This window comes from Saccharothrix coeruleofusca (assembly GCF_014648515.1).
Lineage (GTDB): Bacteria > Actinomycetota > Actinomycetes > Mycobacteriales > Pseudonocardiaceae > Actinosynnema > Actinosynnema coeruleofuscum.
Map to the genome: position 1 here is coordinate 170,682 of NZ_BMRG01000001.1, position 13,669 is coordinate 184,350.

16 protein-coding genes are annotated in these 13,669 nt (G+C 74.1%); 8 read left to right on the forward strand and 8 right to left on the reverse strand.

Going from position 1 to position 13,669, the window contains the following annotated elements; genetic code table 11:
* Positions 1 to 2: 2 nt before the first annotated feature.
* On the reverse strand, positions 3 to 434 hold the full coding sequence (locus IEZ00_RS00920) for a MarR family winged helix-turn-helix transcriptional regulator (protein WP_189221102.1): 432 nt from the start codon (positions 432 to 434) through the stop codon (positions 3 to 5).
* A gap of 47 nt (positions 435 to 481) precedes the next feature.
* The gene (locus tag IEZ00_RS00925; RefSeq protein WP_189221103.1) at positions 482 to 1,933 is read right to left on the reverse strand and encodes an NCS2 family permease; all 1,452 of its coding nucleotides are present in this window, start codon (positions 1,931 to 1,933) and stop codon (positions 482 to 484) included.
* A gap of 76 nt (positions 1,934 to 2,009) precedes the next feature.
* On the opposite strand from IEZ00_RS00925, the gene IEZ00_RS36080 reads away from it, so the two are divergent.
* The gene (locus tag IEZ00_RS36080) at positions 2,010 to 2,285 is read left to right on the forward strand and encodes a DUF2530 domain-containing protein (RefSeq protein WP_229794861.1); all 276 of its coding nucleotides are present in this window, start codon (positions 2,010 to 2,012) and stop codon (positions 2,283 to 2,285) included.
* A 52-nt stretch (positions 2,286 to 2,337) separates the two neighbouring features.
* Here IEZ00_RS36080 and IEZ00_RS00935 read toward each other — a convergent pair whose 3' ends face one another.
* Positions 2,338 to 5,157 carry a sacsin N-terminal ATP-binding-like domain-containing protein gene (locus tag IEZ00_RS00935; protein ID WP_189221105.1) on the reverse strand — a complete coding sequence of 940 codons (2,820 nt, stop codon included), beginning with the start codon at positions 5,155 to 5,157 and terminating at the stop codon, positions 2,338 to 2,340.
* A complete protein-coding gene (locus IEZ00_RS00940) occupies positions 5,154 to 5,966 on the reverse strand; it encodes a DUF3027 domain-containing protein (protein WP_229794862.1) in 813 nt (270 codons plus the stop codon). Before IEZ00_RS00940 ends, IEZ00_RS00935 begins: the two co-directional genes overlap by 4 nt.
* Positions 5,967 to 6,044: 78 nt before the next feature.
* On the opposite strand from IEZ00_RS00940, the gene IEZ00_RS00945 reads away from it, so the two are divergent.
* The 3 genes from IEZ00_RS00945 to IEZ00_RS00955 are packed head-to-tail and all read left to right on the forward strand — an operon-like array spanning position 6,045 to position 8,895.
* Positions 6,045 to 6,806 (forward strand): glutaminyl-peptide cyclotransferase, encoded by a 762-nt coding sequence (locus tag IEZ00_RS00945; RefSeq protein WP_209624612.1) that lies wholly within the window; start codon positions 6,045 to 6,047, stop codon positions 6,804 to 6,806.
* A 60-nt stretch (positions 6,807 to 6,866) separates the two neighbouring features.
* The gene (locus IEZ00_RS00950; RefSeq protein ID WP_189221108.1) at positions 6,867 to 8,411 is read left to right on the forward strand and encodes an MFS transporter; all 1,545 of its coding nucleotides are present in this window, start codon (positions 6,867 to 6,869) and stop codon (positions 8,409 to 8,411) included.
* Positions 8,412 to 8,421: 10 nt separating this feature from the next.
* Complete coding sequence (locus tag IEZ00_RS00955) at positions 8,422 to 8,895, forward strand: DUF2771 family protein (protein WP_189221109.1); 474 nt, start codon at positions 8,422 to 8,424, stop codon at positions 8,893 to 8,895.
* Positions 8,896 to 9,093: 198 nt separating this feature from the next.
* Here the strand turns inward: IEZ00_RS00955 and IEZ00_RS00960 are convergent, their stop codons facing one another.
* Positions 9,094 to 9,480 (reverse strand): cold-shock protein, encoded by a 387-nt coding sequence (locus tag IEZ00_RS00960; protein WP_189221110.1) that lies wholly within the window; start codon positions 9,478 to 9,480, stop codon positions 9,094 to 9,096.
* Between the two features lie 121 nt (positions 9,481 to 9,601).
* Between IEZ00_RS00960 and IEZ00_RS00965 the strand changes: the two genes are divergently transcribed.
* Positions 9,602 to 9,793, forward strand: a complete 192-nt coding sequence (locus tag IEZ00_RS00965; RefSeq protein ID WP_189221111.1) for a hypothetical protein — start codon at positions 9,602 to 9,604, stop codon at positions 9,791 to 9,793.
* On the opposite strand, the gene IEZ00_RS00970 is transcribed toward IEZ00_RS00965, so the two are convergent.
* Entirely contained in the window at positions 9,759 to 10,418 is a 660-nt protein-coding gene (locus IEZ00_RS00970) for an HAD family hydrolase (RefSeq protein ID WP_189221112.1), read from the reverse strand. The two genes, IEZ00_RS00965 and IEZ00_RS00970, sit on opposite strands and share 35 nt — an antisense overlap.
* Positions 10,419 to 10,469: 51 nt before the next feature.
* Between IEZ00_RS00970 and IEZ00_RS00975 the strand changes: the two genes are divergently transcribed.
* Positions 10,470 to 11,048, forward strand: a complete 579-nt coding sequence (locus IEZ00_RS00975; RefSeq protein ID WP_189221113.1) for a TetR family transcriptional regulator — start codon at positions 10,470 to 10,472, stop codon at positions 11,046 to 11,048.
* Here the strand turns inward: IEZ00_RS00975 and IEZ00_RS00980 are convergent.
* Positions 11,041 to 12,012, reverse strand: coding sequence for a Gfo/Idh/MocA family protein (locus IEZ00_RS00980; protein ID WP_189221114.1), 972 nt, complete (start codon positions 12,010 to 12,012; stop codon positions 11,041 to 11,043). The two genes, IEZ00_RS00975 and IEZ00_RS00980, sit on opposite strands and share 8 nt — an antisense overlap.
* A gap of 32 nt (positions 12,013 to 12,044) precedes the next feature.
* On the opposite strand from IEZ00_RS00980, the gene IEZ00_RS00985 reads away from it, so the two are divergent.
* Positions 12,045 to 12,419: a YccF domain-containing protein gene (locus IEZ00_RS00985; protein ID WP_189221115.1), complete on the forward strand. Its 375-nt coding sequence runs from the start codon at positions 12,045 to 12,047 to the stop codon at positions 12,417 to 12,419.
* A gap of 20 nt (positions 12,420 to 12,439) precedes the next feature.
* Here IEZ00_RS00985 and IEZ00_RS00990 read toward each other — a convergent pair whose 3' ends face one another.
* Entirely contained in the window at positions 12,440 to 13,231 is a 792-nt protein-coding gene (locus IEZ00_RS00990) for a metallophosphoesterase (RefSeq protein ID WP_189221116.1), read from the reverse strand.
* A gap of 143 nt (positions 13,232 to 13,374) precedes the next feature.
* Here IEZ00_RS00990 and IEZ00_RS00995 point away from each other — a divergent pair, with 143 nt between their 5' ends.
* Complete coding sequence (locus tag IEZ00_RS00995; RefSeq protein ID WP_189221117.1) at positions 13,375 to 13,650, forward strand: hypothetical protein; 276 nt, start codon at positions 13,375 to 13,377, stop codon at positions 13,648 to 13,650.
* Positions 13,651 to 13,669 lie beyond the last annotated feature (19 nt).

Below are 13,669 nucleotides of genomic sequence, written 5' to 3' on the forward strand. Positions count from 1 at the left end.
CGTTACTGCCCCGCCATCCTGTCGATGATCTCGGCGGCGCGCGAGAGCACGCCGCGCTCCTCCGGTGTCAGCTCGGCCAGCCGCTTGTCCAGCCACGCCTCCCTGGCCGAGACCTCTTCGTTGATGTAGTTCAAGCCCGCTTCGCTGAGCTCCACGATGGCCTGGCGGCCGTCGGTGGGGTGCGGTCGGCGGGTGGCGAACCCGTACTCCTCCAGCGCCGCGATGACCCTGGTCATCGAGGGCGGCTGGACGCCTTCCTTGGCGGCCAGCTCGCCGGGGGTCAGCGGGCCGCACTTGTGCAGCGTGGACAACGCGGACACCTGGGTCAGCGAGATCGTCGAGTTGACCCGCTGCGCGCGCAGCCTGCGGTTGAGCCGGACCACGGCCAACCTCAGCCTGCCTGCCAGTCCGGGGTCCGCGTCGCTGTCGGCCATGTAGTTAGCATACCTCACGATTTCCGGGTCCGCCGAGGGAAATCCCGTCACGCCCCGAGCAGCGCCTGGATCGGCCCGATGGCGAAGTAGACGACGAACGCGCCCGCCACCACCCACATCAGCGGGTGCACGCTGCGCGCCCGCCCGGTCAGCGCCCGCAGCAGCACGTAGCTGACGAAGCCCGCGCCGATGCCGTTGGCGATCGAGTAGGTGAACGGCATGACCACGATGGTCAGGAACGCGGGCAGCCCCACCGAGAAGTCGGCGAAGTCGATCTCCTTGATCTGCACGACCATCAGCGCGCCGACGATGACCAGCGCGGGCGCCGCCGCCTCCACCGGGATCACCGAGTACAGCGGGGTGAAGAACATGGCCGCCAGGAACAGCAGGCCGGTGACCACGTTGGCCAGGCCGGTCCGCGCGCCCTCCGCGATCCCCGCCGCCGACTCGATGAACACCGTGTTCGACGACGAGGACCCGACACCGCCCGCGACCGCGCCCACGCCGTCGACGAACAGCGCCCTGCTCACCCCCGGCAGCTGCCCGTCCCGGCCGATCAGGCCCGCCTCCTTGCCCAGGCCGGTCATCGTGCCCACGGTGTCGAAGAAGTCGGTCAGCACCAGGGTGAACACCAGCAGCGCGGCGGTCAGCGCGGGCACCCGCGTCCACGCGCCGAAGGAGACCTCGCCCAGCAGCGACAGGTCCGGCAGCCCGAACACCTGCTCCGGCAGCGCCGGGTAGCCCAGGTTCCAGCCCTTGGGGTTGGTGCCCTGCGACGGACCCGCCTTGACCAGGGCCTCCAGGACGATCGACAGCACCGCGGCGGACAGCACGCCGATCAGGATCGCCCCGCGCACCCGCCGGGCCACCAGGATGCCGGTCAGCACCAAGCCGACCACGAACACGAACGTCGGCCACGACGCGATGGAGCCGCCGATGCCCAACCCGACCGGCACGGTGGTGCCCGCCTCGTCCGGCACGCGCCGCACGAACCCGGCGTCGACCAGGCCGATGAAGCAGATGAACAGGCCGATGCCGACCGCGATGGCCGCCTTCAGCTCGGCGGGCACCGCGTTGAACACGGCCGTGCGCACCCCGGTGACCACCAGCAGCAGCACCACCAGGCCGTTGACCACCACCAGGCCCATCGCCTCGGGCCAGGTCATCTGCGGCGCCAGGGTGACCGCCAGGAACGAGTTGATGCCCAACCCGGTGGCCAGCGCGAACGGGTAGTTGGCGACCAGTCCGAACAGGATGGTCAGCACGCCCGCGACCAGCGCCGTCACCGCGGCGACCTGCGGCACCGGCAGGATGTCGCCCAGCACGTCCTTCTTCGCGCCCGCGTCGTCGGCGGCGAAGCTGCCCAGGATCAGCGGGTTGAGCACCACGATGTAGGCCATGGTCACGAACGTGACCAGGCCGCCGCGCACCTCGCGGCCCAGCGTGGAGCCGCGTTCGGAGATCTTGAAGAAGCGGTCGAGGCCGGCGGAGGTGGCCATCACGTCTCCCTTGTCCAGTGACCGGTGCGGGCAAGAGCGTGCCGCACCGGTGTTTCGGGGAGGTAGCCTGCCTGACGTGGCCGAACAGTCGCTGACGCCCCCACCCGCACCCCCGCCCCCGCCGCTGCCGCCGCGCCTGCTCGACCCGGTGCCGGTGATCGTGGCCGGGACGGGGCTGTGGTTCCTCGCCTTCCTGGGGGTGCTGCTGTTCGCGCGGGACAACACCACCCTGCTGTGGACGTGCCTGTGCGGCGGGCTGCTCGGGCTGATCGGCTACGGCGTGTTCAGCTGGCAGCGCGCCGCGTCCCGGCGCGGCTCCCGCACCGCCCAGCGGGGGCTCGACCGGTCCTGAGTGGCCGGTCCTCGGGTGGCCGGTCCTCGGGTGGCCGGTCCTCTCGCGACGGTCAGGCCAGCAGGACCGTCGGCGTCGGGTCGGCGATGAGCGCGGCGAAGGTGTGCCGGTCGGCCCACCGACCGGTGGTCCAGGCCAGGGCGCGGGCCAGTCCCTCCGGGGTGTCCGCGGCGTGCAGCTCGTCGCCGTCGACCCACCACGACACCTCGTGCCGCGCGCCCTCGGCGTCCACCAGCAGCACGTCGTGCACCACCAGCGAACCGGCGGGCAGCTCGACGCCGAGCAGGCCGCAGGCCAGCCGCACCGCGCCCAGCTCGGCCCACACCACCTCGTCCCCGGCGCTGGCCACGGTCCCGCCGACCTCCTCCGAGGCCAGCGGCAGCGCCAGCAGCTCGGCCAGCGCGGACGCCGCGCCGTCGGCGGCCAGCACCTGCTCCGGCGGCAGCACCCCCAGCAGCCACGGCAGGTCGGGCACCACCACGTCGTCGGCGGGCACCGCGGCCCCGGTCAGCACGCGCACCCGCTCCGGCGGCTCCACGCCGACCGACTCGGCGACCTCCGCCAGCGCGGCGTGCACCCGCAGCACCAGCGCGTCGGACAGCTCGCGCTGCGGGTCGCCCAGCCGGGCCACCAGGTCGGCCACGTCGTCCTCGTCCAGCACCGCCAGCCCGGTCCGCACCCCCGCCGCCGCCAGCACGTGCGAGGGCAGCCCCACGTCGGGCACCACGTCGTACAGGCCGTCCACCGAGTCGGCCTCGGGCAGCCGCCACGAGCCCAGCGGCTTGCCCTCCAGCAGCGCGTAGCGGGCCAGCCACCACCCGGTGTAGCCGTCGGGCTCGACCACCGCCCGCCACACCTCGGGCGAGGCCGACATCATCCGCAGCGCCTGGGGCCACTTGTCCCGCGCCACCAGGTCCAGGTCGCGGATGCCCAGCACGCGGGAGGGCGGCACCTCGGCGGCGTCCCACCAGTAGCCCTCGTCGGCCAGGTCGTGGTCGGGCTCGGTCGGCGAGTCGTCCTCGACCACGGTGAACCCGTCGAGCACGCCGACGGCCACCAGCACCTCGCGCGGCCACTCGGCGGCCAGCTCCGCCGACAGCACGCCCACCGGGGCGTCGGCCTCCAGCACCTCGCGCAGCGGCGAGTCCGGCAGCACCAGCTCGTCGGCCCGCCGCCACTGGCCATCGGCGTCGGGCAGCGCCAGCTCGCCCAGCCACGGCCGCCCGCCCGCGCGGGACACCAGCCGCAGCACGGCCCGCGCCAGCTCGGGGTCGGGCTCGTCCGCGCTGTGCCGCACGGCCTCGCGGACCGCGTCGGAGTCCAGCACCTCGGCCGCGCCCGCCTCCACCGCGCCCAGCCGCAGCAGCAGCGGGTGGGCCGCGTCCGGGTGCACCACCCGCAGGCCGGGGAAGTCGACCGGCTCGTCGGTCAGCAGCACGCCGCGCGGGCTGCTCACCAGCCGCCCGTCCGCCAGCGGCACCGGCAGGCTGCCCATCTCCTCGCGCGCCGAGGAGTCCACGTCCGCGATCGGCTCCAGGGCCGCGTAGACCTGCCGCCACCACTCCGGGTCGCCGCCGACGCCCGCCAGCGCGGCGACCACTTCGGACACCGGCAGCCGGGGAACCCCCAGCGCCGCCAACGCCTTCGCGTGCGCGGGCAGCGTCAGCTCGGCGTCGAGCAGGCCGGGGACGACGTCCTCCAACAGCTCGACCAGCTCCTCCGACGGCGCGTCCAGGACCTTCGCGCGCTCCGGGGCGCCCCACTCGCCGTCGGCCAGCGGCAGCCACTCGGCGACCCGGAGCGCCGACAGCACGCCCTCGCGCAGCCGACCGTCCACTTCGGACAGCGGGAAACCGGGCAACGGCACCAGGGACGTGCGCTCCACCGCGGGCAGCGCGGCCACCAGCTCCGGGTAGGCCGCGGCGGCCCGCTCCAGCACGAACCGCGCCGCCGCGCCGACCAGCACGCGCCGCCGGGACGGCTCCACCGGCAGCGTCGCGATCAGCCTCGCGGGCAGGGACAGCTTCTCGTCGGTGGGCGTCGGCGCGTGCAGCACGTCACCGGTCAGCGGCTCGTCCATCGGCCACGCCCAGCACACCGTCCACACCGGACGCGACTCGACGCCCTGCACCAGGTCCTCGGGCAGCTCGCCGCCGACGCGGTGCACCCGCCAGCGCCGGTCGCCCGCGGGCCCGGTCAGCACCACGACACCGGCGGACTCCGCGCGCTCCCACGCCAGGTCGCCGACCTCTACGCGGCGCAGCCCCGGCAGCGCCAGCAGCAGGTCCGGCGCCTGCTCGGCGAACTCGGCCAGCAGCGCCGCCGCGTCCACGCCCGCCTTCAGCGGCAGCCGCACCTCGGTGTCGAACCCGTCGGGCAGGTCGGCCTCGTCGGTCGGCCACACCAGCCGCAGCACCGGCACGTCGCCGCCGCGCTGCTCGGCCAGCTCCGGCACCTCCTGCCTGGTGCGCCGCGCGGAGAACAGCACGCCGCCGGACCGCGACACCACGCGCGGCTCCTCGGTCACCGCCAGCACCGCGGCGAACCCGACGCCGAACTGCCCCACGGTGTCGGCCGACTTGGCCGACGCGCGCAGCGACGCCAGCGCCGCCACGCCCGCCGCGTCCAGCGGGGCCCCGGTGTTGGCCGCCCGCAGCTCGCCGCCCACCGCCGTCAGCCGCAGCACGCCGGGCTCGTCACCGGCCGCGTCGGCGGCGTTCTGCGCCAGCTCGACCAGCAGCCGGTCGCGGTAGCCGCCCAGCCGCAGGTCCTCCTCGGCGTTGGCGTCCTCGCGGAACCGGGTCGGCGAGCCGCGCCACGCGGCCAGCACCGACTCGCGCAGCGCCTCGGTGCCGAACGGGTCCCGGCTCACCGCGCGGTCTCGTCCACCGGCGCACCGGCGTCGGCGGCGGGGCCGGGCTCGGCCCCGGTGGGCTCGACCTCCAGCTCCGCGTCGTCGTAGACCACGTCGGCCACCGGCACCATCGGGCCGCCCTCGACCTCGACCTCGGAGTGCGCGCCGCAGCCGTACTCCACGTGCACCACGTGCCCGTCGGCGGGCGTCAGCTCGTTCGCGCACACCCCGAAGGCGGCGCCGAGCGAACCGGCGAGGCGGGTGTAGAAGCCGCACGTGCCGCAGTGCGCGGGGGCGCTGCGCGCCATGTCGCTGCGCGGGCCGAAGTCGCCGCCCTGCCAGCGCTGGGCCGCGTCGAGCACGCCCTCGCGGGAGAGCACCCGCACCCGGCCGAGGCCGACCTCCAGCGCGACCTCCTCCACCGCCGGGTCGTCCGAGGCGACGTAGCCGGGCACCAGCCGGGGGTCGTCCTCCTTCGGCGGCAGCAGGTCGCCCACGCCCAGGTCGCCCGCGCGGACCCGCTCGTTCCACGGCACCCACTGCGGCGCGACCAGCGCGTCCTGGCCGGGCAGCAGCACGACCTCGCTGATCGACAGCGGCGTGCCGGGGCCGGCGTGCGCGATGGTCACGGCCCAGTTCCAGCCGCGGTAGCCCGCGTGCTCGGCCTCGAACAGGTGGGTCGCGGACACCTCGTCCTCGGCGAGCACGCCGACGTGCGCGCCCACCCGTTCCGCACCGGCTTCCTCCTGCGCGGCGGCGCGGGCGAACCGGACGGCCGCTTGGTCGGCGAGCACGGGCTGGGGCTGCTGAGTCGGCGTGGCGGTCACGTCCTGATTGTGCCGCACGTCTTCGCAGGGCCGCGCACACGTGCCACCCTTTCGGACGTGCGGTGGCTCCCGGTGGCAGTGGCGTTCGCAGCGGTCGCGTCGGCTTGCGCGGCCGAACCCGCCCCCTCACCACCCCCGTCCAGCACCGCTCCCACCACCGCGCGGGCCGAGGTGCTGGGCACCATCCCGCACGACCCGGAGGCGTTCACCCAGGGCCTCGAACTGGCCGACGGCGCGCTGTACGAGGGCACCGGCCTGGAGGGGCGCTCGTCGCTGCGCAGGCTCGACCCGACCACCGGCGAGGTGGCCCAGCGCGTCGAGCTGCCCGCCCCGCTGTTCGGCGAGGGCATCACCGTGGTCGACGACCGCATCTGGCAGCTGACCTGGCGCGACGGCGTGGCCATCGAGCGCGACCGGGCCAGCCTGCGGGAACTGCGCCGGGTCCGCTACGACGGCGAGGGCTGGGGGCTGTGCCTGGACGGCGGGCGGCTGGTCATGAGCGACGGCACCGACGAGCTGACCTTCCGCGACCCGGTGACCTTCGCCGAGACCGGCGCGGTGCGGGTCACCCGCGACGGCAGGCCGCTGGACCGGCTCAACGAGCTGGAGTGCGTCGACGGGCAGGTCTGGGCCAACGTGTGGCAGAGCGAGGAGGTGGTGCGCGTCGACCCGGCGTCCGGCCGCGTGCTCACCACCGCCGACCTCGGCCCGCTGCGCCCGCCGGGCGTGCCGCCCACCGACGTGCTCAACGGCATCGCCGCCGTCCCCGGCACCGACGAGTTCCTGGTGACCGGCAAGAACTGGCCGACGATCTTCCGGATTCGGTTCACCACGGGGTGAGCGCGCCCACGAGCGCCGATGCGGCGGACAGGCCGTCCCCGGTGAGGCAGGATTGACGCCGTGACGCGACGTCCCGAGGACCAGCCCGGCCGGGCAGGCCGGGGCACGCCGCCACCCCGCCGGTACCCGTGGGAGGACGACGAGTACCGCCCCCGCCCCCGCGACACCCGCCCCTACCCCACGCCGGGCAGGCCCCCCGAGCCCGAACCGCGTCCCCAACCCCGCGCTCAGCCCCGCGCCAGGGCCCGCCTCCAGGGCGCGCCCCCACCGCCGAAGAAGCTGACCGTGACGCGCGTCGCGCTCTACCGGACGCGGCAGCTCACCACGCGGGGCGTGGCCGCGTTCCGCCGCGCCGCGCACGCCGACGGCGCCAAGCAGTCCGGGCTGTCGTCGCTGACCTACGCGGTGATGCTGAACTACGCCGCCGACGCGGCTATGGCCGTGGCGCTGGCCAACACCCTGTTCTTCTCCGCCGCCACCGGCGAGAGCCGCGGCCGGGTCGCCCTCTACCTGCTGATCACGGTGGCCCCGTTCGCGCTGGTGGCCCCGGTGATCGGGCCCGCGCTGGACCGCGTCCAGCACGGCAGGCGGGTGGCGCTGGCCGCCTCGTGCGCGCTGCGCGTGCTGCTGTCGATCGTCATGGCGCTGAACTTCGACAACTGGGGCCTGTACCCGGCGGCGCTGGGCAGCATGGTGCTGTCCAAGTCGTTCACCGTGCTCAAGGCGGCGATCACGCCCCGCGTGGTGCCGCCGGAGATCACGCTGTCCAAGACCAACGCCAGGATGACCGTGTTCGGCCTGGCTGCGGGCGGCGTGTTCGGCCTGGTCGCGGCCGGTTTCGCGAACCTGTTCGGCTCGCCGGGCGCGCTGTGGTTCACCGCCGTGCTGTCCCTGGCCAACGCCTGGTTCTGCCTGCGCATCCCGGCCTGGGTGGAGGTCACCGAGGGCGAGGTGCCCACCTCACTGCGGGCCCGGCCGCGCAAGCCCCGCCAGGCGCTGGGCCGCTCGGTCGTCGTGGCGCTGTGGGGCAACGGCGCCATCCGGATGCTCACCGGCTTCCTGACGCTGTTCGCCGCGTTCGTGGTGCGCGCCCAGACCGAAGGCGAGGCGCTGCTGCAGCTGCTGCTGCTCGGCGTGATCGCGGGCGCGGCGGGCGTGGGCAGCTTCCTGGGCAACGCGGTGGGCGCGCGGCTGCACTTCGGCTCGCCCGACCAGGTGGTGATCGGCTGCCTGGTGGGCGCGCTGGCGACCACCGTGGTGGCCGCCGTGCTGCCCGGCCTGATCACCGCCGCGGCGGTCGGCCTGATCGGCGCGACGGCCAGCTCGCTGGCCAAGATCAGCCTCGACGCGGTGATCCAGGACGACCTGCCCGAGGAGTCCCGCGCGTCGGCGTTCGGCCGCTCGGAGACCATCCTGCAGCTGGGCTGGGTGTTCGGCGGCGCGCTGGGCGTGCTGCTGCCCACCGAGTACTGGGTGGGCTTCACCGTGCTGTCGGCGCTGCTGGCGCTGGGCCTGGCCCAGACCATCGCCACCCGCCGCGGCGGGTCGCTGGTCCCCGGCCTCGGCGGCGACCGCCCGCTCAAGCCCACCCCGGTCACCCCGTAGGGTGCCTGGCGTGCGCAAAGTCCTCACCGTGCTGCTGCTGGCCATGGCGGCCGGCTGCGCCGCCCCCACCGACCCCGAGGTGACCTTCTACGCCGACGGCGAGGCGATCAACGTCGAGCCCACCCAGTACTGCGACCTGGAGTCGGAGAACTGCGAGGTGGACGTCGAGGCCGCGGGCGTGCTGCGGGTGCGCCCCGGCAAGCCGGTGCAGATCTCGGTGCCCGGCGAGCTGGCGGAGTCGGCGTGGTCGGTGAAGTTCACCTACCGCAACGCCCGAGGCGAGCAGCAGGAGCCGCTGCGCAGCAAGCTGTTCACCGCGAACGAGCCGCGCTACGCGTACACGCTCGTGCTGCCCAACCCCGACGACCAGCTGGAGAGCGTCGAGGTCCAGCAGTACGGCGCGCGCATCGAGACCAGCACCACCGGCGCGTTCGACTTCGTCGCCCGAGGCACCTGGGTCCTCTCCGTCGACGACAGGCACTGACCCCCACCACGCCCGCCCCCGGTCTCACCCGGTTGCGGGCGTGGTGGGCGTGTCGCCCCCGCGAGTCGAACGTCCAGACACCGCGAATTCACCATTCGCGCACCCCGACCCCGCTCTCGCGCCTCGGGCGGTACTTACCTGCCCTCTCAGCCCCGCCGGGTAGTACTTGCCGACGCACCAGGAGTGGGGGGCGGGGGGTTACGGGTCGAGCTCCCGTGCGACGGCGCGGACCACGTCGGCGATCAGCTTGGTGTTCTTGCGGTCGGGGTACCGGCCCCGGCGCAGCTCCGGCTGCACCTTCAGCTCCAGCAGCTTGATCATGTCCTCGATCAGGCCGTGCAGCTCCTCCGCGGGCCGCCTGCGCGCCTCGGCCACGGACGGGGCCGGGTCGATCAGGCGCACCGACAGCGCCTGGGGGCCGCGCCTGCCCTCCGCCATGCCGAACTCGATGCGCTGACCGGCTTTCAGGCCCTCGACCCCCGGAGGCAGCGCGGACTTCCGCACGTAGACGTCCTCGCCACCGTCCTGGGTGACGAAGCCGAAGCCCTTCTCCGAGTCGTACCACTTGACCTTGCCGGTCGGCACCTCACCGCTCCTTCGTTCCACATGACGAACGCGTCCGGGGGCGTGCCCAGGACGCGTCTGACCAGACTAGCCAGTCCACCGCCGACAGGGCACCTCCGATCGCGCGACTACGCTCACCCGCATGTCGACCTCGAAGCTGATGCCGCTGGCAGTGGCGATGTTCGCGCTCGGCGTCGTGGCGATCGCCGCCATGTTCGCCGCGGGCGCGGCCGGGTTGCCCGTCTGGGTGTTCGTGGCGGGGTGGCTGCTCGCCCCGCTCGGCCTGGCGATCGGGGTGTTCAGCGCGGTGCGCGACGCCCGTTCGCGGCGCTGACCTGTTTGGCGCTGAGCCGCTCGGCGTTGGCGCGCAGCCAGTCCGGGAACCCGGTCAGGTCGGGCAGCACCACGTCCGCGCCCTCGGCGGTCAGCTCCTCGGCGCTGCACGGGCCGCTGACCACGGCCACGGAGACCGCCTCGGCGGCCTTGGCGCCGCGCACGTCGCCCACGTGGTCGCCGACGTACGCGCACGCCCCGTGCAGCTTGAGCGCCTCGGCCTTGCCGGTGGACCACAGCTCGCCGAACAGGTGGTCGACCTCCCAGTCCAGCGCGGCCAGGTGCAGCGCGGCGTTGGCCCGGTACTTGCCGGTGACCACGATGGTGGTGCCGCCCAGCTCGCGCACCGCCGCCAGCGACTCGGCCGCGCCGGGCAGCGCCACCGTGGCCGGGATGACGATCTCCGGGTAGAGCGCGCGGAACCGCGCCACCAGCTCCGGGATCTCCTCCTCGGGCACGCCGAAGTCCCGGTAGGTCATGTCCAGGGGCGGCCCGAGGTTGGCCGCGAAGTGGGCCCCGTCGAGGGGGTAGCCGCTCTCGGCGGCCACCGCGTCCATCACCGCCGCCATGCCGGGTCGGGGGTCGATGAGGGTCATGTCCAGGTCGAATCCCACGATCAGCGGCACGTTGCCACTCTACGGGCTTTACAAACAACCCTATTGTGTAAAGTACGCGCCGTGACCGATCTCACCCGATCGCTGCTGCTCCACGCCGCGGAACTGCTCGCGGAACGCGGCTCGCACGGGTTGCGCGTGGTGGACGTGGCCGCCAGGGCGCGCGTCAGCAGGCAGACCGTCTACAACGAGTTCGGCAACAAGGAGCGGCTGGTCCAGCAGGTCACCCTGGTCAAGGTGGGCGAGTTCCTGGACGGCGTGGGCGAGCGGCTGGCCCGCGAGCCGCACCCGGTCGAGGGGCTGCGCGCGGGCCTGCGGTTCGCCCTCGACCTGGCCGAGCGGGACGCGCTGGCCCGCTCGGTGTTCTCCGGCGCGAACGCCGAGGACATGCTGCCGCTGCTGACCACCAGGGGGCAGCCGGTGCTGGCGCAGGCCACCGAGGTGTTCGCCGAGCACGTGCGGCGGCACTGGCCCGCGCTGCCCGCCGAGCGGGTCCGGCTGGTGGCCGAGACCACCGCCCGGCTGGGCATGAGCCACCTGCTCACCCCGACCACCCACGACCCGGTGGACGACGTGGTGGCCGTGGTGGCGGCGCTGCTGCCCGCTACTCCAGCGCCCGCCACTCCCGCGCCCGCTACCTGAGCACGGGGTAGCGGACGCCGAGCTGGTCCAGCGCGGTGGTCATGGTGCGCATGACGGCGAGCGTGTCCTCCAGGGACATCTCCGGGCTCTCCGTATCTCCCGCGCGCACGCGCGCGACGACCTCGCGCAGCTGCGGCGTGTAGCCCGAGCCCTCGATCTCGGCGCGGCGCTCCTCGCCGTTGACCACGATCCGGTCCGGGTTGTACATCCGGTCCGGCACGTCGATGCGGCCCTTGGTGCCGTACACGGTCGCGCTGGCCGCCGGGGCGGTGGTCAGCGTCGAGGTCAGCAGCGCGTGCGCGCCGTCGGGGTAGCCCAGCAGGAGCGCGGCCTCCGCGTCGACGCCGGTCGGCGCGAGCGAGCCGTGCGCGTGCACCACCGCGGGCTCGCCCAGCAGCATCTGCGCGAACGCCACCGGGTAGACGCCCAGGTCCAGCAGCGACCCGCCGCCCAGCGCCAGGTTCCACAGCCGGTGCTGCGGCAGGAACTCGTGCACGAACCCGAAGTCGGCGCGGACGCTGCGCACCTCGCCGACGACGCCCTCCGCCACCAGCCCGCGCAGCTCGCGGATCAGCGGGTTGAACCGCGTCCACATGGCTTCCATCAGGAACAGCCCGCGCTCGCGGGCCAGGTCGACCAGGTCCCGCGCGCCCGCCAGGTCCAGCGTGATGGGCTTCTCGCACAGCACGTGCTTGCCCGCCTCCAGCGCCGCGCGGGTCACCTCGTAGTGCTGCGCGTGCGGGGTGGCCACGTAGACCACTTCCACGTCCGGGTCGGCCAGCAGCTCGGCGGTGCCGCCGTAGGCGCGCGGGATGCCGTGCTTGGCGGCGAACTCCAGCGCCCTCGGCAGCTGCCGGGAGGACACGGCCAGCACCTCGGCCTCGGCCACCCGCAGCAGATCGGCGGTGACGACGTCGGCGATGCCGCCCGTGGCCACGATTCCCCAGCGCACTCTGTTCACCACGAGGGAGCAGCTTAATCGGGCAAGATGGGCACATGCGGCTCATCCTCAACGTGATCTGGCTGGTGCTCAGCGGGTTCTGGCTGGCGGTGGGCTACGTCATCACCGGAGTAATCTGCTGCTTGCTCATCGTCACCATCCCGTGGGGGTTGGCGGCATTCCGGATCGCCAACTACGCGCTGTGGCCGTTCGGGCGCACCGTGGTGGACCGACCCGACGCGGGTGCGCCGTCGCTGCTGGGCAACGTCATCTGGGTCGTGGTCGCGGGCATCTGGCTGGCCATCGGCCACGTGGTGACCGGCGCGCTGCTGTGCGTGACGGTCATCGGCATCCCGCTGGGCGTGGCGAACTTCAAGATGGTGCCGGTGTCGCTGATGCCGCTGGGCAAGGAGATCGTCCCCGCACCCTGACCGGCCCAGCCCGCGGCGGGTCAGCGGTAGGGCAGGGGGACGACCAGGCAGGGGCCGCCGCTGTAGAGGCCCGCGTCGACCGCCAGCACCTTGCCGTCGGCGTAGCGCAGCGGCCCGTCCACCTGCGCGGGCGGCACGCCGAGCTGGTCGGCGATGACGCTGTGCCCGTGCACCACCTCGCGCCCGCCCAGCATCCGCATCAGCTGCTCGGCGACCGCGCCGCCGTCCGGGCCGCGGAAGGCGTAGCGGGTGGTCATCCGCCGCCAGCACTCCCACCACTCGGCCAGGTCGTCGCCGCGCAGCACCTCGGCCACGGCGGCGTTGACCTCGTCGATGGTGCCGCCCCACTCCAGGTAGGCCAGCGTGTCGGAGTGCATCAGCAGGTGGTCGTCGACCAGCCGCAGCACCGCCCTGGAGGTCAGCCACGCGATGTGCTCGTCGGTGAGCCGGTCCTGGTCGCTGCGCAGGCCGCCGTTGATCGTCCAGCTGCGCGCGAAGCTGCGCGGCGACGGCGCGCCGGGCACCTGCTCGTCGCCGAACCGGTGCATCCCCAGCAGCAGCACCTCGTGGTTGCCGACCAGCGCGTCCACCTTGCCGCCCGCCCCGGCGGCCTGCTCGGACAGCCCCATCACGAACTCGATGACCCCGACGCCGTCGGGGCCGCGGTCGACGAAGTCGCCCAGGAACCACAGCTCCGCCTCGCCACCGCACCACCCGCCGTCGGCGTCGACCAGCTCGGCGGCGTGCAGGGCGCGGACGAGTTCGGCGAGGTGCCCGTGCACGTCGCCGACCACGAAGAGCGGTCTTTCCACGGAACAACCTTATGCAACGGGGTGGCGGGGAGCGCAGAAGTCGATCAGACCGTCACCGGCGGACCGCCACACCCACCTGCCTGAGTGGGTGAAGCAGCGTGAGGGCACGTGAGAACACCCCCGGCGGGGCGCACCCCGCCAGTATGAGGGCACACCACCTGGAGCGGATCGCCCACACGCTGGACGAGACGATGACCGCCACCGCCGCGGCGGATTCGACCTGGACCCCCTGGGAGCACGTGGAGTGGCTGCGCCTGCAGGCGGACCTGCTGGACCGGCTGGCCGCGGCGGCGGGCCCCGGCCACCCGCTGTCCGGGCGGGCGGCGCTGCTGCGCGACGAGGCGGAGCGGATGGCCGACCGGCTCAACCGGGTGCCCGCGTTCGAGCCCGACCCGGTGCCGCACCCCACCGGGGTCTGAGAGCCCGGCGTCCCGCTGC

Bases quoted from the DNA above. Each gene is read 5' to 3' on its own strand.
- IEZ00_RS00995 (WP_189221117.1), top strand. From the start codon at position 13,375: ATGAGGGCACACCACCTGGAGCGGATCGCCCACACGCTGGACGAGACG.
- IEZ00_RS00985 (WP_189221115.1), top strand. From the start codon at position 12,045: ATGCGGCTCATCCTCAACGTGATCTGGCTGGTGCTCAGCGGGTTCTGG.
- IEZ00_RS00920 (WP_189221102.1), bottom strand. From the start codon at position 434: ATGGCCGACAGCGACGCGGACCCCGGACTGGCAGGCAGGCTGAGGTTG.
- IEZ00_RS00925 (WP_189221103.1), bottom strand. From the start codon at position 1,933: ATGGCCACCTCCGCCGGCCTCGACCGCTTCTTCAAGATCTCCGAACGC.
- IEZ00_RS00965 (WP_189221111.1), top strand. From the start codon at position 9,602: ATGTCGACCTCGAAGCTGATGCCGCTGGCAGTGGCGATGTTCGCGCTC.